Annotated in this window: 20 protein-coding genes; 12 read left to right on the top strand and 8 right to left on the bottom strand. The window is 62.3% G+C overall.

Going from position 1 to position 20135, the window contains the following annotated elements; translation table 11 throughout:
- Positions 1 to 99 precede the first annotated feature (99 nt).
- Complete coding sequence (gene ybaK / locus R8871_RS13055; RefSeq protein ID WP_054034317.1) at positions 100 to 591, bottom strand: Cys-tRNA(Pro) deacylase; 492 nt, start codon at positions 589 to 591, stop codon at positions 100 to 102.
- Between the two features lie 140 nt (positions 592 to 731).
- Between ybaK and R8871_RS13050 the strand changes: the two genes are divergently transcribed.
- On the top strand, positions 732 to 2294 hold the full coding sequence (locus tag R8871_RS13050) for a class I adenylate-forming enzyme family protein (RefSeq protein ID WP_175050864.1): 1563 nt from the start codon (positions 732 to 734) through the stop codon (positions 2292 to 2294).
- A gap of 6 nt (positions 2295 to 2300) precedes the next feature.
- On the opposite strand, the gene xerD is transcribed toward R8871_RS13050, so the two are convergent.
- From xerD to queG, 3 genes are all read right to left on the bottom strand, one after another.
- Entirely contained in the window at positions 2301 to 3236 is a 936-nt protein-coding gene (xerD, locus tag R8871_RS13045) for a site-specific tyrosine recombinase XerD (protein WP_175050863.1), read from the bottom strand.
- Complete coding sequence (locus R8871_RS13040) at positions 3233 to 3703, bottom strand: methylated-DNA--[protein]-cysteine S-methyltransferase (RefSeq protein ID WP_175050862.1); 471 nt, start codon at positions 3701 to 3703, stop codon at positions 3233 to 3235. The genes xerD and R8871_RS13040 overlap by 4 nt, the downstream gene beginning before the upstream one ends.
- Positions 3704 to 3812: 109 nt before the next feature.
- The gene (gene queG / locus R8871_RS13035; protein WP_175050861.1) at positions 3813 to 5054 is read right to left on the bottom strand and encodes a tRNA epoxyqueuosine(34) reductase QueG; all 1242 of its coding nucleotides are present in this window, start codon (positions 5052 to 5054) and stop codon (positions 3813 to 3815) included.
- 17 nt (positions 5055 to 5071) lie between these two features.
- On the opposite strand from queG, the gene tsaE reads away from it, so the two are divergent.
- Together tsaE and R8871_RS13025 are read left to right on the top strand one after the other, a co-directional pair.
- Positions 5072 to 5680: a tRNA (adenosine(37)-N6)-threonylcarbamoyltransferase complex ATPase subunit type 1 TsaE gene (gene tsaE, locus R8871_RS13030; RefSeq protein WP_175050860.1), complete on the top strand. Its 609-nt coding sequence runs from the start codon at positions 5072 to 5074 to the stop codon at positions 5678 to 5680.
- Positions 5662 to 7239 carry an N-acetylmuramoyl-L-alanine amidase gene (locus R8871_RS13025; RefSeq protein WP_175050859.1) on the top strand — a complete coding sequence of 526 codons (1578 nt, stop codon included), beginning with the start codon at positions 5662 to 5664 and terminating at the stop codon, positions 7237 to 7239. The genes tsaE and R8871_RS13025 overlap by 19 nt, the downstream gene beginning before the upstream one ends.
- 89 nt (positions 7240 to 7328) lie before the next feature.
- Here R8871_RS13025 and R8871_RS13020 read toward each other — a convergent pair whose 3' ends face one another.
- Positions 7329 to 8210, bottom strand: a complete 882-nt coding sequence (locus tag R8871_RS13020; RefSeq protein WP_175050858.1) for an EamA family transporter — start codon at positions 8208 to 8210, stop codon at positions 7329 to 7331.
- 177 nt (positions 8211 to 8387) lie between these two features.
- Between R8871_RS13020 and R8871_RS13015 the strand changes: the two genes are divergently transcribed.
- Together R8871_RS13015 and trxA are read left to right on the top strand one after the other, a co-directional pair.
- Complete coding sequence (locus R8871_RS13015; RefSeq protein WP_175050857.1) at positions 8388 to 9263, top strand: pirin family protein; 876 nt, start codon at positions 8388 to 8390, stop codon at positions 9261 to 9263.
- A 156-nt stretch (positions 9264 to 9419) separates the two neighbouring features.
- Positions 9420 to 10268, top strand: coding sequence for a thioredoxin (trxA, locus tag R8871_RS13010; RefSeq protein WP_093635688.1), 849 nt, complete (start codon positions 9420 to 9422; stop codon positions 10266 to 10268).
- 11 nt (positions 10269 to 10279) lie between these two features.
- On the opposite strand, the gene tcdA is transcribed toward trxA, so the two are convergent.
- Positions 10280 to 11149: a tRNA cyclic N6-threonylcarbamoyladenosine(37) synthase TcdA gene (gene tcdA, locus R8871_RS13005; RefSeq protein WP_175050856.1), complete on the bottom strand. Its 870-nt coding sequence runs from the start codon at positions 11147 to 11149 to the stop codon at positions 10280 to 10282.
- Positions 11150 to 11394: 245 nt separating this feature from the next.
- Between tcdA and pdxH the strand changes: the two genes are divergently transcribed.
- From pdxH to R8871_RS12990, 3 genes are all read left to right on the top strand, one after another.
- The gene (pdxH, locus tag R8871_RS13000) at positions 11395 to 12036 is read left to right on the top strand and encodes a pyridoxamine 5'-phosphate oxidase (RefSeq protein ID WP_175050855.1); all 642 of its coding nucleotides are present in this window, start codon (positions 11395 to 11397) and stop codon (positions 12034 to 12036) included.
- Between the two features lie 140 nt (positions 12037 to 12176).
- A complete protein-coding gene (locus R8871_RS12995) occupies positions 12177 to 13391 on the top strand; it encodes an SAM-dependent methyltransferase (RefSeq protein ID WP_175050854.1) in 1215 nt (404 codons plus the stop codon).
- Between the two features lie 103 nt (positions 13392 to 13494).
- Positions 13495 to 14853: a DUF72 domain-containing protein gene (locus R8871_RS12990; RefSeq protein ID WP_246287557.1), complete on the top strand. Its 1359-nt coding sequence runs from the start codon at positions 13495 to 13497 to the stop codon at positions 14851 to 14853.
- Between the two features lie 139 nt (positions 14854 to 14992).
- Here the strand turns inward: R8871_RS12990 and msrA are convergent, their stop codons facing one another.
- Positions 14993 to 15541, bottom strand: a complete 549-nt coding sequence (gene msrA, locus R8871_RS12985) for a peptide-methionine (S)-S-oxide reductase MsrA (protein WP_175050853.1) — start codon at positions 15539 to 15541, stop codon at positions 14993 to 14995.
- Between the two features lie 256 nt (positions 15542 to 15797).
- Here msrA and R8871_RS12980 point away from each other — a divergent pair, with 256 nt between their 5' ends.
- Entirely contained in the window at positions 15798 to 16307 is a 510-nt protein-coding gene (locus R8871_RS12980; protein WP_175050852.1) for a flavin reductase family protein, read from the top strand.
- 91 nt (positions 16308 to 16398) lie between these two features.
- On the opposite strand, the gene R8871_RS12975 is transcribed toward R8871_RS12980, so the two are convergent.
- Positions 16399 to 16908 carry an Lrp/AsnC family transcriptional regulator gene (locus tag R8871_RS12975; protein WP_175050851.1) on the bottom strand — a complete coding sequence of 170 codons (510 nt, stop codon included), beginning with the start codon at positions 16906 to 16908 and terminating at the stop codon, positions 16399 to 16401.
- Between the two features lie 130 nt (positions 16909 to 17038).
- Here R8871_RS12975 and kynB point away from each other — a divergent pair, with 130 nt between their 5' ends.
- The 3 genes from kynB (at position 17039) to kynA (ending at position 19959) form a co-directional block, all read left to right on the top strand.
- Positions 17039 to 17677, top strand: coding sequence for an arylformamidase (gene kynB, locus R8871_RS12970; protein WP_175050850.1), 639 nt, complete (start codon positions 17039 to 17041; stop codon positions 17675 to 17677).
- Positions 17678 to 17753: 76 nt separating this feature from the next.
- Complete coding sequence (gene kynU / locus R8871_RS12965; RefSeq protein WP_175050849.1) at positions 17754 to 19004, top strand: kynureninase; 1251 nt, start codon at positions 17754 to 17756, stop codon at positions 19002 to 19004.
- A gap of 10 nt (positions 19005 to 19014) precedes the next feature.
- Positions 19015 to 19959, top strand: a complete 945-nt coding sequence (kynA, locus tag R8871_RS12960; protein ID WP_175050848.1) for a tryptophan 2,3-dioxygenase — start codon at positions 19015 to 19017, stop codon at positions 19957 to 19959.
- Positions 19960 to 20135 lie beyond the last annotated feature (176 nt).

The raw sequence follows: 20135 nt of genomic DNA, 5'->3' as shown, positions 1-20135 counted from the left end.
AGGATCGGCGGTCTGAAACTCGACACCCCAACCGCAACAGGGAACAAGGCGGCGCACATTCTACCGAACCCACCCGCCCGGAAAACATTGAGACAAACGTCAATCGACGCTCGCGCACTGAACCGGCTTCGCCGCCAGCAAGCCGGTCAGAATCGTCGGCTCGATGCTGACCAGAAAACCGCGCCGCCCGCCGTTCAGCCAGATCTTGTCCATCTCGAGGATGCTCGATTCGACGTACACCGGCATCTGCTTCTTCGTACCGAACGGCGACGTGCCGCCGATCAGATAGCCGGAATGCCGGCTCGCCACCTCGGGCTTGCATGGCTCGACGCGTTTCGCGCCGATCTGCCGCGCCAGATTCTTGGTGCTGACGGTGCGGTCGCCGTGCATCAGCACGATCAGCGGCTTGGCGTGCTCGTCTTCCATCACCAGTGTCTTCACAACATGGTGTTCGTCCACGCCGAGCTGGCGCGCCGACTCCTCGGTGCCGCCGTGCTCTACGTAATCGTAAGGATGTTCGCCGAAAGTGACGCCGTGACGGCGCAGAAACTGCGTCGCGGGCGTTTCGGAGACGTGTCTGGATTTGCTCATCGGCGCATTGTAATGGCGAGTTTGCGCAACGGCTATTTGCCGAACGGCCAATTGTGCGGGATCGGCGATTGTGGCACGATCGTTCGCAAATCTTCCGGCACACTGTATGTCTGGAACCGAATCATCTCCTGGAGACAGCATTGAGCCCCGATTCATCCACCCGTTCCACAATCGACATTCCCGCGCTGCTAGCCGGCCTGCCCGCGCGTATTGCCGACATTCCGGCACTCGCTGCCGCGCGCGATCCGCAACACGTCGCCTTGATCGAAGATGCGCGCCGCCTCACCAGCGCGCAACTGATGGAAGCCGTCGACGCCACCGCCGCGCAGCTGCGCGAATGGGGCGTGCGTGGCGGCGATCGCGTGATGATCGTGGCCGAGAACAGCATCGTGCAGATCGTGCTCCTGTTCGCCACCGCTAAACTCGACGCGTGGGCGTTAGTGTCAAATGCCCGTCTGTCCGCCGCCGAACTCGACGCGATCCAGGCGCACGCGCAGCCTCGCGTGGTCGCGTATGCGGTCGAAAGCTCCGTGGATGCCCAACAGCATGCGCAGCGGCACCAAGCCACGACAGCGCCTGCCATCACGCCGGATATCGGCGCCTGGTCGTACACGATCGACACCAACGCGAAAGCCGAACCGGTCGAAGCCGCGAATAACCGGCAATGCGCCGCGCTGATCTACACCACGGGAACCACGGGCGCGCCGAAAGGCGTGATGCTGTCCCACCGCAATCTGCTCTTCATTGCAACCGTATCGAGCCGTTTGCGCAAAGTCGCTCCGGACGATGTCGTGTACGCGGTTCTGCCGATCTCGCACGTGTACGGCTTTGCCTCGGTCTGTCTCGGCAGTCTGCACGCCGGCGCGACCTTGCGCCTTGCGCCGCGTTTCGCACCGGAAGCCGTGCGGCGCGCGCTCGCCGATGAGCGGGTGTCGATCTTCCAGGGCGTGCCGGCCATGCACGCCAAACTGCTTGAACATTTGCAGACGCACGGCCACGCGTGGTCCGCGCCGCATCTGCGCTTTGTCTATTCGGGCGGCTCGCCGCTCGACGCCGCGCTGAAGGCGCACGTCGAGAGCGTCTACGGCCTTCCCCTGCACAACGGCTACGGCATGACCGAGAGCAGCCCGACCGTCTCCCAGACCATGCTTGATGCGCCGCGCAGCGATTGTTCGGTTGGTGAGGTCATTCCTGGCGTCGAGGTGCGGTTTGTAGGACTCGACGGCGTGGATGCCGCACCGGGGGAAGTCGGAGAACTGTGGGTACGTGGCCCGAACGTGATGCTGGGTTACTACCGCAGCCCGGAGCAGACCCGCGCCGTCGTTACCGAAGACGGCTGGCTCAAGACCGGCGATCTCGCCCGGCAGGACGCGGACGGTGCATTGCATATCGTCGGGCGCAGCAAGGAGCTGATCATCCGCTCGGGCTTCAACGTGTATCCGGCGGAAGTCGAGCATGTGTTGAACGCGCACCCGCAGGTGGTGCAGTCAGCGGTAATCGGGCGCGCCGTCGAGGGCAACGAGGAAGTGGTCGCCTTCGTTGAATTAATCGCGGGCGCGAAGGTGACACCGGCTGAACTGATCGCGTGGTGCGGCGAGCGTCTCGCGCCGTACAAGCGCCCGGCCGAAGTGAAAGTGCTCGCCGCGCTGCCGGCCGCGTCGACGGGCAAGATTCTCAAGCACCGGCTTCGCGAATTCGTCTAACGCGCATCACCCGCGCGGATGATGCTGCGCATGCAGCGACTTCAACCGTTCGCGGGCCACGTGCGTATAGATTTGCGTGGTCGAGATATCCGTGTGACCGAGCAGCAATTGCACGACGCGCAAATCGGCGCCATGGTTCAGCAGGTGCGTCGCGAACGCGTGCCGCAACGTATGCGGCGAGAGCGGCGCGTGCACGTCGGCGGCCGCCGCGTGACGCTTGATGATGTTCCAGAACTGCTGGCGGGTCATACCCTCCGCACGGCTCGTAACGAACAGCGCATCCGTCGCGCGCGCACCGAGCAAAGCCGGACGCGCTTCGCGCAGATAGCGTTCGATCCAGCCGTGCGCCTCTTCGCCGAAGGGAATCAGGCGCTCTTTCGAACCCTTGCCCATCACGCGCACTACGCCTTCGTTCAGACCCACTTCCACCGTCTTTAGCGTGACGAGTTCGGTGACACGCAAGCCGCTCGCGTACATCAATTCGAGCATGGTGCGATCGCGCAGACCCAAGGGTGTGTCGATATCCGGTGCACCGAGCAGCGCTTCGACTTGCGCCTCGGTGAGCGTCGACGGAAAACGCGGCGGTTGCTTGGCCGATCGGATACGCACCGTTGGATCGGCCTTTGCGCGATGCTCGCGCACGGCCCACCCGTAATAGCGGCGAAACACCGAGAGCCGCCGGTTCGCCGAGGTGGATTTGTCTTTCTGACGGGCCGCGCTGTAGGCGTTGAGATCAGCCTCGCTGGCCGTGTCGAGCGACGTGTTGCGGGTTTGCGCGAGCCATTCGCAGAACAGGCGTAGATCGCGCCGGTATGCATCGAGCGTGTTGCGCGACAAGCCGTGCTCGAGCCACAACGCGTCGCAGAAGGCGTCGATCGAGGCCGAGCTGGATAGAAAAAGAGGTGACGCGCTCGGCGCGTCTTCGGTCACGGTGTCGCTCATGCGTACGGAATGCCTTCGTGCGCCAGAAGCCAGCGCTTGACGTTGCGAAAGAAGCCGTCTCCGGCGTGATGCGCGAATCCGCCGATGCCGCTCGCACTGACCACCCGATGACACGGAATCACGATCGGAAAGTAATTGGACCCGCAGGCCTGGCCGACCGCGCGCGGGACGCTACCTAGCTGCCGCGCCAGTTGACCATAGGTCAGCACGACGCCCGGCGGGATGTCGCTGATTGCTTGCCACACGCGCCGTTGAAACGGGGTGCCCACCGCTGCCAGCGGCAATTCGAACTTCGCGGACGCCCGCTCGAAATATCGCTCGATCTGCTCGACGGCCTGCTTTGCCAGCGGCGTGTCCGGCGTCACGCTCTGCACGGACTCCGGCAGATAGACGATCTCACGCACAGCATCGCCTTCGAGGCGGATGCCGACCTTGCCGAACGGTGCATCAATCACTGCATTGAACATGGTTGCTTGCCTCTTGACACGACCGGCGCCTTTTAACCATCAAGGTAGCGTACCTGCTTGGGGTGCAGGCGGCTGCGCGCAGAAAAACCGCCGCCGAATGGCCGCTACTTTACGCCGCTTCCAACGCCCATTCCACATGCTCGCGCACCACGGCAGAAGGGTCCTCAACGCGCAACTTCAGCGCATCGACAATCGCCTCGCGCGCGTCCCCACTCAAACTCTCCGGCGAAGCCCGCAGCGCATTACCCATCCCCACCGCCAGATTGCGCAGCCAACTCTCATAGCCGATGCGACGAATCGCACTGCCCTGCATGCGCGTATCGAACTCGTCGGCGGACCACGCAAATAGTTCGACCAGCGTCGCGCGATCGAGTCCATGCCGCACATCGAAATCGGCGACCGGCGCGGCTTGCGCAAACTTGTTCCAGGGACACACGAGCTGGCAATCGTCGCAGCCATACACACGATTACCGATCAGCGGCCGCATTTCCAGGGGAATATTGCCCTTCAGTTCGATCGTCAGATACGAAATACAGAGGCGTGCATCGACCTTATAAGGCGCCACGATCGCACCTGTCGGACATGCGTCGATGCAGCGCGTGCAACTGCCGCAATGCGAACCCGGCGTTTCGGGCGCATTGTCGGGCAAAGTCTCGGCATCAGTCGGCAAGGGCACGTCGACGTAGATCTCACCGAGGAAAAACAGCGAGCCGGCATCGCGCTGCAGCAGTAGCGTGTGTTTGCCGCGCCAGCCGATTCCGGCCTTCTGGGCAAGTTCTACTTCGAGCACGGGCGCCGAATCGGTAAATACGCGGTAGCCGAACGCGCCGATCTCCGCCTCGATTTTCTCGGCCAGATGTTGCAAACGGTTACGCATTACCTTGTGATAATCGCGGCCCCGAGCATAGATCGACACCACCGCAGCCGACGGGTCCGCGAGCCGCGCATGCTCGGCTGCGCGCCAGTCTGACGGCGCTGACGGTGCTTCGTGCAAAGCGCTTTCGGGCGCCTTTCCGCTCAATGTCTCTGCGGGTAAATAGGCGATGCGCGCGGTAATCACACGTCGCGTGCCGGCCACAAGCTCGGCGGGGCGCGCGCGTTTCATGCCGTGTTTCGCCATATAATCCATCTCGCCGTGGCACCCCGCTTCCAGCCATGCTGCAAGCGGCGCTTCGGCAGCGGAGAGGTCGGTGTCGCTGATGCCGATCGCCCCGAAACCCAGTTCACGGCCCCACGTTTTGATGTTGAGCGCGAGCGCATTCAGCGCCGCTTCATCGAAATGACGCTCGGCACGCACATCGTCGTTTGACGCAGGCGTGCAGGAAACAGGGGACTCCGGACTTCGGTTCATCACGCCATTTTACGAGAATGCCCGTCAATCCCGATCTCGCGATCCAACCGCCCGCCGATGTCCTGCTCGAACGCTCCTTCGCGCTCGCGGATGAGGCCGCCACCAACGCATTCGGCGAGCGCTTCGCGCAGGCGATCGAAAGCGTGCGCGAGGTGCAGCAAAACCCACGGCAAGAGGCGCAGCAAGCAGCACAACAACACACGCCAGGCGCCACGGGTCATCAGGCATTCCACGGACTGCAAGTCCAACTCGTCGGCGACCTCGGCGCCGGCAAAACCACACTTGTGCGCGCGACCTTGCGCGGCCTCGGCCACACCGGCCGCGTGCGCAGTCCCACCTACACACTCGTCGAACCCTACGTGCTCGAGCGGCCCGCTGGGGAACTCGCGCTCTATCACTTCGATCTGTACAGATTCACCGACCCGGCCGAATGGGCCGACGCGGGCTTTCGCGAGTACTTCGACAGCGGCGCGATCTGCCTCGTCGAATGGCCGCAGCGTGCCGGGCGTCTCCTTGGCGTGCCGGATCTCGTCTTCGCGCTCGACCTGGACCACGAGGGCGACGGCCGGGTACTCGTTGCACGGGCATACAGCGAATCAGGAAAGGCATGTCTCGAAAGATGTTGATCAAACCGTTCCGCTCGATCGAATCGGCGGCTACCGCAACACATAACTGGCGGCGCCGGCAGATTCTGCGCGCGGGTGCGTCCACGCTGGTGCTCGGCCTTGTCGCTCCACGCCTCGCGTGGGCAAGCTCGGTGCTGGGTGTGCGGGTCTGGCCGGCGCGCGATTACACGCGCGTGACGATCGAATCGGACCAGCCGTTGCAGAACGCGCAGCAGTTGCTGCAGGGTCCTGACCGGCTGGTGGTCGATCTGAGCGGCCTCGATCTGGATCAGGCGCTGAAGGATCTGGTATCGAAGATCACGCCGAACGATCCGCAGATCCAGTCGGTGCGTGTCGGGCAATATCAGCCGCACGTCGTGCGTATGGTGTTCGATCTGAAGGGCTCGGTGAAGCCGCAGGTGTTCACGCTGCCGCCGGTCGGCGCGTACAAGTACCGGCTGGTGTTCGACCTGTACCCCGCTGTCGCGCCCGACCCGCTGATGGATCTGCTCGCGCAGACCGAGCGCAAGCAGCAAACGCTGGACGAAAACAACGCGCCGCCCGCCACGCTGAGCGGCCCCGGCACTACGCCGCCCACCGCCGACAACAGCGAAGCCTTCTTCGAGCGTTACGCGCAGAACGGCAGCGGCGGGACGGCGCCGAGCGCACCGCGCCCGCCGGTGCACGTTGTGCCGACACCGGCTCCGCCCATCCTCGGCAAGCCTTCCACCCCGACGGCGCCCGTCGCACCGCCCACAGCAATCGCTCGCAACAAGGGAGGCACGGGCGGCAGCAACCTCGGTGGCGACGACAACGACGGCGACGATAACTACGCCTTCACTAATCCGAAAACCGGCAAGAGCAACACGGTGCGTCTGCTCACCGTCGCGGTCGATCCGGGTCACGGCGGCGAAGACCCGGGCGCAATCGGCGGCTCGGGCACCTACGAGAAACACGTCGCACTCGACATCGCGAAGAAACTGCGCGCGAAGATCGACGCACAGCCGAATATGCGCGCCATGATGACGCGCGACGCCGATTTCTTCGTGCCGCTGAACGTTCGCGTGCAAAAGGCGCGACGCGTCGGCGCGGACCTCTTCGTGTCGATCCACGCGGACGCGTTCACCACGCCCGACGCGAAGGGCTCGTCGGTGTTCGCTTTGTCGGAGCATGGCGCATCGAGCGCCGCGGCGCGCTGGATGGCGAACAAGGAGAACTCGTCGGATCAGATCGGCGGGATCAACATCAAGTCCGCCGACGCGACCGTCAACCGCGCGCTGTTCGATATGTCGACCACCGCGCAGATCCGCGATTCGATGCGCTACGGCAATTTCGTGCTGAAGGAAATCGGCGGCATCAACAAATTGCACAAGGGCTCGGTCGAGCAGGCTGGGTTTGCTGTGCTGAAGGCGCCGGACATTCCGTCGATCCTCGTGGAAACTGCCTTCATCAGCAACCCGGATGAAGAGCGGCAACTGAACGACGACGCGTATCGGGAGAAAATGGCCGATGCGATCATGACCGGCATCAAGCGCTATTTCGCGGCGAATCCGCCGTTGGCGAAGAACCGCATGACCTGACATTAGCCTGCGTGACACCGCGCCATGCAGGTGATAAAAAAACGGCCGCTCGATGCGGCCGTTTTTTCTGCTTCACGCTTAAGAGGCCATCAACGCGCCGGTGAAAATCGCTGTACGACCCAACCGCCGAACACATTCACCGCCAACCCCGCCATCACCAGCAAGGCGCCCACGATCTGCGCCACGGACAACTGCTCGTCGAGAAACAACGACGCCGACGCCAATCCGACAATCGGTACCAGCAGCGAGAACGGCGCCACCTGGCTCGCCGGATAGCGCGACAGAAGCCGGCTCCACAGCCCGTAGCCGATCAGCGTCGCGATAAACGCGAGATACACGATGGCGAAAATCGACATCGCACTGATCCCCGACAGCGCCGCGACGATCCGCTGCGGCCCCTCAAACGCGTACGACAACGCAAAAAACGGCAACGGCGGAATCAGGCTGCCCCACACCACCAGCCCGACCAGATCGACGTTCCCGACCTTCTTCGTGACGATGTTGCCGAGCGCCCACGAACACGCCGCGCACAGCGTGAGGACGAAGCCCGCGAACGTCATCGCATGGCCGCCTCGCATGCCGATGACTGCGAGGCCGCCCGCCGCGATCAGCAAGCCGACGATGTTTGGCACGCGAAAGCGCTCATGCAGAAACAGCGCCGCGAAGATCAGCGTGAAGAATGCCTGCGCCTGCAAGACGAGCGACGCGAGTCCTGCGGGCATGCCGACGTACATCGCAGAGAACAGGAAAGCGAATTGCCCGAATGAAATTGTCGCACCGTAAGCGAGCAGCCAGCGCCACGGCATCTGCGGCCGCTTGACGAAAAACACCGCCGGCACGGCGGCGAGCGCGAAACGCAACGCGCCGAGCAGCATCGGCGGCACGCCATGCAGACCCACCTTGATCACGACGAAATTGACGCCCCACGCAATCACGACGACCAGCGCGAGCAGTAAATCCCTGGGCGACATCCCGGTCTCCATTTCGTTGTTGGATCCGGCAGTTTAGCGGAGCCAGCAGCGTCAGGGGATGGCGCGCATTACGGAATCCCGGAGCGCTAGAGCAGCGCAAACCGTCGCCATTCCGCCCTCCGCAGTAGAATCATCCATTAAGCAAAATCCCACTCACTCTTCCAGCCGAGCCTGCCCATGTCTTCCTCGATCAAAGCAGTTCTCAAACCACATCTGCGCGACGTCGGCAGCCTCACCGTACGGCGTGTGCTGCCTGCCATGGCGGCGCGCCTGATCGGCCCGTTCATCTTTTTCGACCACATGGGCCCCGCCACGCTCGAACCCGGCGTCGGGCTCGACGTGCGTCCGCACCCGCATATCGGCCTCGCCACGGTCACTTATCTGTTCGAAGGCTCGATCATGCATCGCGACAGCCTCGGCTCCGAGCAGAAGATCGTCCCGGGCGACGTCAACTGGATGACGGCGGGACGCGGCATCGTCCATTCCGAGCGCACGCCAGACGAAGACCGCGCGAGCGGCCTCGCCATGCACGGCATCCAGACCTGGGTCGCGCTGCCGCTCGACGACGAAGACACCGAACCGTCCTTCGCGCATCACGCGGCCGATACCCTGCCGGTGGTCGAGCGCAACGGCGTCACACTGCGCGTGATCGCAGGCACAGCCTTCGGCGAAACCTCGCCGGTCGCGACCTTTTCCGGCACGCTCTATGTGGCCGCGGAGTTCGCCCCGGGCGGCGCCTTCGCGCTCGAACCGGAACACGAGGAACGCGGCGTCTATCTGGTGGACGGCGATCTGGAAATCGACGGCACGCCGCTCGAAGTGGGCCAGATGGCCGTGCTCGCACTCGACGAAACCGTCACGCTGGCCAGCACCCACGGCGCGCGCGTAATGCTGCTAGGCGGCGAGAAGCTGGATGGCGAGCGCTTTATCGAATGGAACTTCGTCGCCAGTTCGCGCGAGAAGATCGAAGCCGCGAAGCTGGCGTGGACTAATCAGGAGATGGGCAAGGTGCCGGGCGAAACCGAATGGATTCCGCTGCCGGCCAGAAAATGAGTGAGCGAGGCGGCGCCCATGCGGTCGCCACCGGCAAGCCCACCGTCTATGCGAGCATGCGCAGCCGCGGTGGCTTGCATCCGCCGCGTTGAACCATTGAATTCGCGGCATACGGCCCCATCTAGCCGACAAACCGTTTTTATCGACGAGGACGCAATGGACACCACTCTGGCCACATTCGAACAGGACGTCATCACGGCGTCGACACTGGCCCCCGTGCTGGTCGATTTCTGGGCGCCATGGTGCGGCCCCTGCAAGACGCTCGGCCCGATGCTCGAAAAGCTCGAAGCCGAAGCCGCCGGCAAATGGAAGCTGGTGAAGGTGAACGTCGACGAGAATCAGGAACTGGCCGCGCACTTCCAGGTGCGCAGTATTCCGCACGTCATGGCGTTTGCCGACGGCCAGCCGGTCGATCAATTCGTGGGCGTGCTGCCGGAAGGCCAGTTGCGCGAGTTTATCGAGCGCCTCGTGCCGCAAGGCGCGGACGCGGCACGTCTTGAAGCGCAAGCCGCGTTGGCCGAAGGCCGTCGTGAGGATGCGTATGACGCGTTGCAAGCGGCCCTTGCCTACGACCCTGGCTTCGACGAAGCGCGCATGGATCGCATCGAAATGCTGCTCGAAGATAACCGCATCGACGAAGCGCGCAATGAAGTCGACCTGCTGTCGCCGAAAACCACGCAAGGGATCGACGCCCGCTTCAACGCGATCAAAACACGGCTCGATGCGGTGGACGCGGCGGCTGACCTGCCGCCTACGGATGCACTCGAAGCCAAAGTTGCAGCGAACCCGGACGATCTCGAAGCACGCTTTGACCTGGCTAGCGCGTTCATCGCACGCCGTAAATACGAAGGCGCGCTCGAGCATCTGCTAGCCATCGTGCAGCGCGACCGTACGTTCCGCGACGACATCGGCCGCAAGACGATGCTGTCGGTGTTCGATCTCGCCGCGCATCAGCCGGAGCTGGTGTCGCAATGGCGGCGCAAGCTGAGCGCGTTGCTGTATTAACTGGCTGTGTTTCAGGCGCGGCGAACGAGCCGCGCCTGCTCCGCCAACGTCCGCAACACATGCGCGGCCGCAGCAAAACCGAAGCTCGCCGTCACGCACACGCTCGAACCAAACCCCGCACAGTTCAAACCCACCGGTCCCGTATGTCCCGGCGACGTCGTGACGTGCTCCGCTTCCTCGTCGATATCGCAAACAGCGGCTTCCGGATAGATCAGCGGCTCGTCGGAATAAACCGCGCTCACCTTGAACTTCGCCTTGGGACCACGCGGAAAGCCATGTAGTTTGCGCAACTGCCCGCGCACTTTCGACAGCAGCGGGTCCTGGATGGTCAACGCGAGATCGTCGATCCGAATCCGCGTCGGGTCCAGTTGGCCACCCGCCCCGCCCACCGTAATCAACGGCTGCTTCTTCTCGACGCACCACGCGATCAACGCGGTTTTGGTGCGCACGCTGTCGATCGCATCGATCACGTAATCGAAACCACCGCCGAGCGTCGCCGCAAAATTGTCCGGCTCGACGAAGTCTTCAATCAGCCGCACGTCGCAGAACGGATTGATTGCCGCGATGCGTTCGGCCATCGCCTCGACCTTCGGTTTTCCGTAGTTGCCGTCCAACGCATGGATCTGGCGGTTAGTGTTGCTCTCGGCAACATTGTCGAGATCGATCAAGGTCAGCGTGCCGACCGCGCTGCGCGCCAACGCTTCGGCCACCCATGAGCCGACCCCGCCAATGCCGATCACAGCAACATGGGCCCCTTCGAACGCAGCGAGCGCCGGCGCGCCGTACAGGCGGGCAATGCCGCCGAAGCGCCGCGCGTGATCGGCGGTTTCACTCCCGTCGAGGCTGGTAGTAAGATCGGGCTGCGCGGTGGGGCTGGACATGGTGGAAGGCTCGTTCAAAGCAGGCAAAACATAAAGTGGCAAAAAACGCTCAGGTACGCTCAAGCGTTCGCAGCCCGTATTTTGCCTGATCGCGACGATCCACATGGCCGCACCCTGTCCGGCACAAACGGCCGCGAAACAATGTGGCGCGGATGTCCACACAGCCCGGCGGGGCTTGACCTGGTCGCGCGCAAAAAATTCAAGCCCTGGCTATACTGGGTAGACTGAAGCGTTCGCATAAGAACATGACCTCACTCGCCGAACTTCGAAAAAACTATTCGCTGGGTTCTTTAGACGTTGCCGATATCAACCGCAACCCGTTTCGTCAATTCGACACGTGGTTTCAGCAAGCGGTAGACGCCCAACTGCCCGAACCGAATACGATGACGCTGGCCACCGTCGACTCGCGTGGCCGGCCGTCGGCGCGCATCGTGCTGATCAAAGGTGTCGACGAACGCGGCTTTGTGTTCTTCACCAATTACGAAAGCCGCAAGGGCCGCGAACTGGCCGCCAATCCCTACGCGAGCCTGCTGTTCTACTGGATCGAACTCGAACGCCAGGTGCGCATTGAAGGCCGCATCGTCAAAACCAGCCCGGAAGAAAGCGATACGTATTTCGCGTCGCGTCCGCTCGGTTCACGCATCGGCGCATGGGCATCCAATCAAAGTCAGGTAATTGAAAGCCGTTCGCAGCTCGAAACACGTGAACGCGAAATCAGCCTGCAATACGGCGACCAGCCGCCGCGCCCACCGCACTGGGGCGGCTATCGTTTGGTACCCGAAGCAATCGAATTCTGGCAGGGCCGACCGTCGCGCCTACACGACCGTTTGCTCTTCACGCGTTCAAGCGAAAGTAGCGACTGGCAAATCTCCCGCCTATCGCCTTGAATCGAAATACAACACGTACGCGCGTTGCCAACGCAGCAGCGCGCGACGGCTGGATTGCGCCCAGCGGTATGGGAGTTGCACCGCAGTGAGCTGCGATCCACACAGGCTTTGCTTTAGTTCAACGGACACGGAGAAATCACATGTTCTGGGAGAAAAAGCTGGCGCAGTGGGTGGAAGATGTAAAAACCAAGGCTAACCTGCCAGCACGCCTTGTGCTGTGGGACGGTCAGCAACATGACTTCGGGCAGTTCGCCGCGCCTCAGGTCACGCTACATGTCAAAAGCGCCACAGCGCTGCCCTATCTGCTCGAACCGAGCCTCGACAATCTCGGCGAGGCGTATGTGAAGGGCAAGATCGACATCGAAGGCAAGCTGTCGGACATCATCAATATCAGCTATCAGCTCGCGCGCAATACCGTCACCAGCGCGAGCAAGCTGGCGCGCGTGCGGCGCTACTTCCAGCACTCGAAGTCGTCGGACAAGAAGGCCATTCAGTATCACTACGACGTCTCGAACGAGTTCTACAAGCTGTGGCTCGACGAGAACATGGTGTACTCGTGTGCGTACTTCGAGAATGGCGACGAAGATCTCGCCACCGCGCAGATCAAGAAGATCGACCACATCCTGACCAAAATCCAGTTGCAACCGGGGCAACGCCTGCTCGATATCGGCTGCGGCTGGGGCGCACTCGTGCTGCGCGCGGCGCAGAAGTTCGGCGCGAAGTGCGTGGGTGTGACGCTGTCGCAGAACCAGTTTGATCTTGCTACCGCACGCGTGAAAGCCGCGGGCCTGGAAAACCAGATCGAGATTCGTCTGCAGGATTACCGCGACGTCGAAGGGCAGTTCGACCGCATCACCAGCGTCGGCATGTTCGAGCACGTCGGCCGCAAGAATCTGCCGGGCTACTTCCAGAAGATCCACGATCTGCTCGTCGACGACGGCGTCGCCATGAATCACGGCATCACGTCGAGCGATTCGGACAGCGGCGAAACCGCGCTGGGCGGCGGCGAATTCATCGACCGTTACGTGTTTCCGGACGGCGAGCTGCCGCATATCGGCCTTGCGCTCGAAGCGATGCAGCGCGGCGGGCTCGAAGCGGTTGACGTCGAAAGCCTGCGCCGTCACTATGCGCACACGCTGGACATCTGGGCGGAAAACTTCGAGGCACATGCGGACGAAGCCCGCACGCTGGTCGACGACGAAAAATTCCGCATCTGGCGCGTGTACCTCGCCGGCTGTGCGTACGCGTTCGAAACCGACGACGTCTCGATCTACCAGGTGGTGTGCCGTAAAGCCGGCCGCAGCGCGAAAACCTTGCCGTGGTCGCGTCACTATATGTACGACAAATCACTGTGATACGGTTGCGCCACGGCAACGTGCCGTGGCTGCGTGCCGGGTCTGCGTGTATTGCGTAGGCGGCCCGACGCGGCGCAAACCTTAAACAGCAGGTCGAACATCGATGGACCAGAGCGGGACAAGTGAAGTTGAACAGCCGGTGAGCGGCGAGCAGGACACACAGGCCGATGCACCGCAGTTCGATCTGTTCGGGATGCCGGTCGAGCAGGCGCCGGCTTCGGCGGCGCTTACGGTTGCCACCCCGGCAACGGCCACCGACGAAACGGCCCAGCTCGAGCGGCGGCGCCAGCCGCGCGCGAAGAAGAGCGCCACCACCCTCTGGCAGGAAGATGACGCCCCACCGGCGCCCATTGCCGACTCCGACTCCAGTTCAGTGCCGTCTGCACCGGATACGCCGAAGAAACGTCGTACCCGCGACGTGCTCGCCGCTCCACCCTCTGCCGAACTCCTGGCGCTCGCCGCCGAACTACCGGCGCAGATCCATCTCGGTACGTCGACGTGGTCGTTCCCGGGCTGGAACGGCATTGTCTACGGCGACGAGTACAGCAACAGCAAACTCTCGCGCGAAGGTCTGACGGCCTACGGCGCGCATCCGCTGCTAAAGACCGTCAGCATCGACCGGTCGTTTTATCAGGCGCTCACCGTCACCGAATACCTGCGCTACGCGCAGCAGGTGCCGGAGCACTTCCGCTTCATCGTCAAAGCGCCGATGACAATCACCGACGCCACCGTACGCGCCGAACGCGGCGAGCCGGTTTCGTTAAACCCGTGCTTCCTGAACGCGCAAATGGCAATCGACGAATTCGTCACGCCATGTCTCGAAGGCCTCGGCACGAAAGCCGGCGCGCTGGTGTTTCAGCTCTCACCGCTGCCCGATCAGATGCTCGCGCAACCGGCGGTGTTCATCGAGCGACTCGCCGAATTCCTGACGGAGTTGCCGAAGCTGCCCGAAGGCACGTGCTACGCGATCGAAATCCGCGACGGGAGTTTGCTCACGCCGCGCTTTATCCGCACGCTAAAGGCGGCGGGCGTACGGTACTGCGTGGGGATTCATGCGCGGATGCCGGATCCGCTGCGCCAGGCGGCGGCGCTCGCGCTACTGGACGGCGAGCCCGCCGGCCCGCTGATCGTGCGCTGGAGTTTGCACGGCGGTTTCAAATACGAACAGGCGAAGGCCAAGTACGAACCGTTCAATCAGCTGGTCGATCAGGACCCGTCGACCCGCGCCGCGCTCGCCGAGCTGGCCGCGCGCTATGCGCTGGCCGGCCAGCCGGTGGTGATCGCGATCAACAATAAGGCGGAGGGGTCGGCGCCGTTGAGTTGCGTGGAACTGGCGCGGGAGATTATTGAGGCGTATGCACGGATTGCTCATGAGCACGAGCACGAGAATGACCAGGCGCAAACGCGCCCGGAGTCGGAGCCGAACGAGAATGGGCAGCAAGAAGGCGACGAGGAAGGCTGAACCGCGGCGCAACGCCCACGCGTGACGAGCCTTCTGAGCTCACGTGGCTTGTGTTGAGCTGCCATTCAAGCGGCGGCGGCCCATGTCGAAACCTGAACCGCCGCCCGTCCCGCCATCAACTCTCCATCACTGCGCCGCCTCAGCTCGCCTTGATCCGATGCGCGAACTTCTGACGAAACTTCGCGACCTTCGGCGCCACCACGAACGAGCAGTACCCCTGATTCGGATGCTGCGCGAAGTAGTTCTGGTGATACGCCTCGGCGGGCCAGTAGTTGCCGTCGAGCGGTAGCACCTGGGTGACGATCTGGCCGTCGTAGATACCCTGTTCGCCGATCTCGCGGATCGCCTGCAGCGCCGTTTCACGCTGCGCTTCGGAGTGGGTAAAAATCACAGAGCGGTACTGCGTGCCGACATCGTTGCCCTGCCGGTTCAATTGGGTCGGATCGTGGATCGCGAAGAAAATATCGAGAATCTCGCGATAGCTGATCTTGGCCGGATCGAAGTCGACGTTCACGACTTCCGCGTGGCCCGTCACGCCGTCGCAGACCTGCTCGTAGGTCGGCCGCTGGGTCTGACCGCCCGCATAGCCCGACTCCACCGAGTTCACGCCTTCGACGCCCAGATACACCGCTTCGAGGCACCAGAAACATCCGCCACCGAGGGTGGCGACTTCGCCTGTCTGACTCATGCTGCTTGCTCCTTGATACTCATAGTCGGCCGATGCCGGTCCCAGTTAACCGCAACGCTCATGCCACCACCACGACTTTCCAGCTTAGCGGTTTTTCCATTAACCGGCAGGTGTCGCGGCCAGTCCACCGCGATTGCAGTTAAAATTGGGGCAAATCGACGATTTTCACTATGACTTTTGAATCATTTGTTTCCGGCCGCACGCGCGATGGGTTCACTCCGGGGTTCACCCGGTTTGCGCCGAAGGCTTCCGCCCGATGAAGCGCGCCAGCCCGCCCAATTTCGACCAGCCCGCCTTTAAACAGGCGCTCGGCCAATTCGCCACCGGCGTCACCGTCATCACCACGCGTGCAGCGTCCGGCCAATTGATCGGCATCACGGCCAGTTCGTTCAATTCGGTTTCGCTCAATCCGCCACTGGTGCTGTGGAGCCTCGCCACGCGCTCGGCGTCGATGTCGGTGTTCCGGGAGAACAGTCACTACGTGGTCAACGTACTGGCTGCGTCGCAGCTCGATTTGTGCAAGCGCTTTGCCACCGTGAAGGGCGATCGGTTCGAAGGTGTCTCGCACGCAGAAGGCGACACCGGCATGCCGGTGCTCGACGGCGCGCTCGCCTGGTTCGAATGCCATAACCGCAGCCGCTACGAAGAAGGCGACCACGTGATTTTCGTCGGCGAAGTGGAGCGCTGCGGCATCCACGAGAGTGCCGCGGAGATTGCGCCGCTAGTCTTCCACAGCGGTCAATTCCACGGACTCAAGCCGCTCTGAACGCGGCGCCGCTGTGTTTTAACAGCGGTCCGCAAGCAAGCGGGTAAAACGGGCACACGCAGGCCGCCGCAAGCTGAGCAGCGACTCGCGCTCAGCTGTGCGGCGCGCTATGTCCGGCCGTTTTCGGCACCAGTGACACTGGCACGCCCGAATCTTCTTTCAACGTCTGCAACACGATATTCGAACGAATATCCATCACGCCCGGCGCCTTATAGAGGCGTTGCAGCACGAAATCCGAATAGTGTTTGAGATTGTGGGCGAGCACCCGCAGCAGATAATGGGTTTCGCCGGTCACGACAAACGCGCCGACCACTTCCGGCCAGTCCCGCACCGCCTCCGCAAAACGCTCGTGCCAGTTCTCCTGGTCGTTGCGCATTGACACCTGCACGAACGCTTCCAGTTCGAAACCCAGCACTTCGCGATTCAGACACGCACGGTAATGTTCGATGACGCCCTGCTCTTCCAGCAGGCGCAGGCGTCGTAGACAGGCCGATGGCGAAAGCGAAATGCGCTCCGCCAAATCGAGATTGCTGATCCGTCCTTCTTGCTGAAGCACCGTCAAGATACGGCAATCGGTGGCGTCGAGCGAGATCGCGTTCATATTCGGTCTCCCTTTCCCATTTGACTCAAATTATGTTCCAAGACAGAGCTCAGAAGGAGATTTTTTCGCAATCACATTTCGCGCCAAGCCACCTATCATTCCCGGATAGACACAATCCGCAGATGGAGACATGGACACACTCTGGGACATCACCCCCGCCGTCGATACCGCGACGCCCGTCTGGCCCGGCGATACGCCGGTCGGCATCGAACGCGTATGGCGCATGGAGGCGGGCTCGCCCGTCAACGTCGCGCGGCTGACGTTGTCGCCGCATACCGGCGCCCACACGGACGCCCCGCTTCACTACGACGCCGAAGGCGCGGCGATCGGCCAGGTTGCGCTCGATGCGTACCTTGGACGCTGCCGCGTAATTCATTGCATCGGCGCTTCGCCTGTTGTCACGCCACAACACCTGACTGGCTCGCTCGACGACCTGCCGCCGCGAGTCTTACTACGCACTTACAAAAACGCGCCGACTGCGGTCTGGGACAGCGCGTTCTGCGCGGTTGCGCCGGAAACCATCGATCTGCTGGCAGCGAAAGGTGTGAAGCTGATCGGCATCGATACGCCGTCGCTCGATCCGCAGGAATCGAAGACCATGGACGCGCACCACCGGATTCGCTCGCATCGCATGGCGATTCTCGAAGGCATCGTGCTGGATGCCGTCGCGCCCGGCGACTACGAACTGATCGCGCTGCCGCTGAAGCTGACCACGCTCGATGCGAGTCCCGTGCGCGCCGTGTTGCGTGCGCTGCCCAAATCTCGCTGATCGTCGACGCTTAGCAAACTGAATCTCCGCACTCGTCGCCCCCACCGAATTCCCTGATCTGACTGACTGGACCATCATGAACACTCGTGAAGAAGCATTGGCGCTGGATAGCGCCGACCCGCTCGCATCGCTGCGCGACCAATTCGCGCTGTCGCCGACGACCATCTATCTCGACGGCAACTCGCTGGGCGTGCCGCCGGCCGCCGCCGCTCAACGCGCGCAGACCGTGATCGGCGCCGAATGGGGCGAAGGTCTCATCCGTAGCTGGAACACCGCTGGCTGGTTCGAATTGCCGCGCCGCCTTGGCAACAAGCTCGCGCCGCTGATCGGCGCGGCTGACAACGAAGTCGTCGTCACCGATACGATTTCGATCAACCTGTTCAAGCTTTTATCGGCTGCTGTGCGGGTGGCGAATGCGCGCGATCCGAAGCGTCGCGTGATCGTTTCTGAGCGCTCGAATTTCCCGACCGATCTGTACATCGCGCAAGGGTTGATCGAACAGCTCGACCGCGGCTATGAGTTGCGCCTCGTTGACGATCCGTCCGAATTGCCGACCGCCATCGGCGACGACACCGCTATCGCGATGATCACGCATGTGAATTACCGCACCGGCTATATGCACGACATGGCCGCGCTGACCAAGCTGATTCACGACAAAGGCGCGCTCGCGTTGTGGGACCTCGCGCATTCGGCGGGCGCGGTGCCGGTCGATCTGAATGGCGTCGGCGCGGACTATGCGGTGGGCTGTACGTACAAGTATCTGAATGGCGGCCCGGGTTCGCCGGCGTTCGTGTGGGTGCCAAAGCGTCATCAAAACGATTTCTCGCAGCCGCTGTCCGGTTGGTGGGGTCATCGTGCGCCGTTCAAGATGGACCCGGCGTATCAACCCGACGATGGCATCGGCCGCTTCCTGTGCGGCACGCAACCGATGGTGTCGATGTCGCTGGTCGAATGCGGTCTCGATGTGTTCCTGCAAACGGATATGCAGACGATCCGCGCGAAGTCGCTCGCGCTGACCGATCTGTTTATCGAACTGGTCGAAGCGCGTTGCGGCGAATTTCCTTTGAAGCTTGTAACGCCGCGTGAGCATGCGCAGCGCGGCTCGCATGCGAGCTTCGAGCATCCGCATGGTTATGAAGTGATGCAGGCTTTGATCGCGCGTGGCGTGATCGGCGACTATCGCGAGCCGCATGTGTTGCGGTTTGGTTTTACGCCGCTGTATACGCGCTTTGTTGATGTATGGGACGCGGTGGAGACGTTGCGCGAGGTGCTTACGCAAGAGACCTGGCGGGCACCTGAATTTGCCGCTCGCGGCGCTGTGACCTAAGGAGCGCGCGATGACCGATCATATGCAAACGCCGGGACTGCCGGAAGAGAAACCGGCGCAAGGGTGTCCGTTTGGGCACGGCAGTGGGGTTGCGCCTTCGGCCTCGACTACGGCTACTGCTGCCGCCGATTCCGGCGATGGCTGGCACGACGCGCAGCTCGATTTCTCGGAGTCGATGAGTTACGGCGACTATCTTTCGCTGGGGACGGTGCTGGATGCACAGCATCCGATGTCGCCAGATCACAACGAGATGCTGTTCATCATTCAGCACCAGACGAGTGAGTTGTGGATGAAGCTCGCGTTGTATGAACTGCGCGCGGCGTTGAAGGCAGTGCATCGCGATGAGTTGCCGCCCGCGTTCAAGATGCTCGCTCGTGTGTCGCGGATCATGGAACAGCTCGTGCAGGCATGGAGCGTTCTCGCGACGATGACGCCGTCCGAGTACACGGCTATGCGGCCTTATCTGGGTAGCTCTTCCGGGTTTCAGTCTTATCAGTATCGGCAGATCGAGTTTTTGCTCGGCAATAAGAATGAGCAGATGCTGAAACCGCATGCGCATCGGGCGGATGTTCTGGCTGAGGTGACGGCTTCGCTGGAAGCGCCTTCGTTTTACGATGAAGTTGTTCGACTGCTGGCGCGGCGTGGGTTTGCGATTTCACCTTCCAGGCTGGAGCGGGATTGGACGCAGCCGACTGTGCACGATGCTTCCGTTGAGGCTGCGTGGTTGGAGGTTTATCGGAATCCTTCGCAGCATTGGGAGTTGTATGAGATGGCGGAAGAGCTTGTCGACCTCGAGGATGCGTTTCGACAGTGGCGGTTCAGGCATGTAACGACGGTTGAGCGGATTATCGGGTTCAAGCAAGGTACGGGCGGTACGAGCGGTGCGCCCTATCTGCGGAAGATGCTGGATGTGGTTTTGTTTCCTGAGCTTTGGCATGTGAGGACGATGCTTTAGGCGTCGTCACATCGTTGCCAATGCGCGATGCGTTGTCCTCGTTCACTCAGCGCGAGGAGGCCCGACAACGCACAGGTGAAAATGTAAAGATTGGTCACAACTTGCGCGTTTAGCCTGTGTGGTTGATCTTCTTAAAAAACGGTTGGGTTAGATTGCTACTTGCCGTTGGAAAGACG

The sequence above is a fragment of the Paraburkholderia sediminicola genome (genome assembly GCF_902859805.1).
GTDB lineage: Bacteria > Pseudomonadota > Gammaproteobacteria > Burkholderiales > Burkholderiaceae > Paraburkholderia > Paraburkholderia sediminicola.
This window is presented reverse-complemented; position numbering and strand designations above follow the sequence as displayed.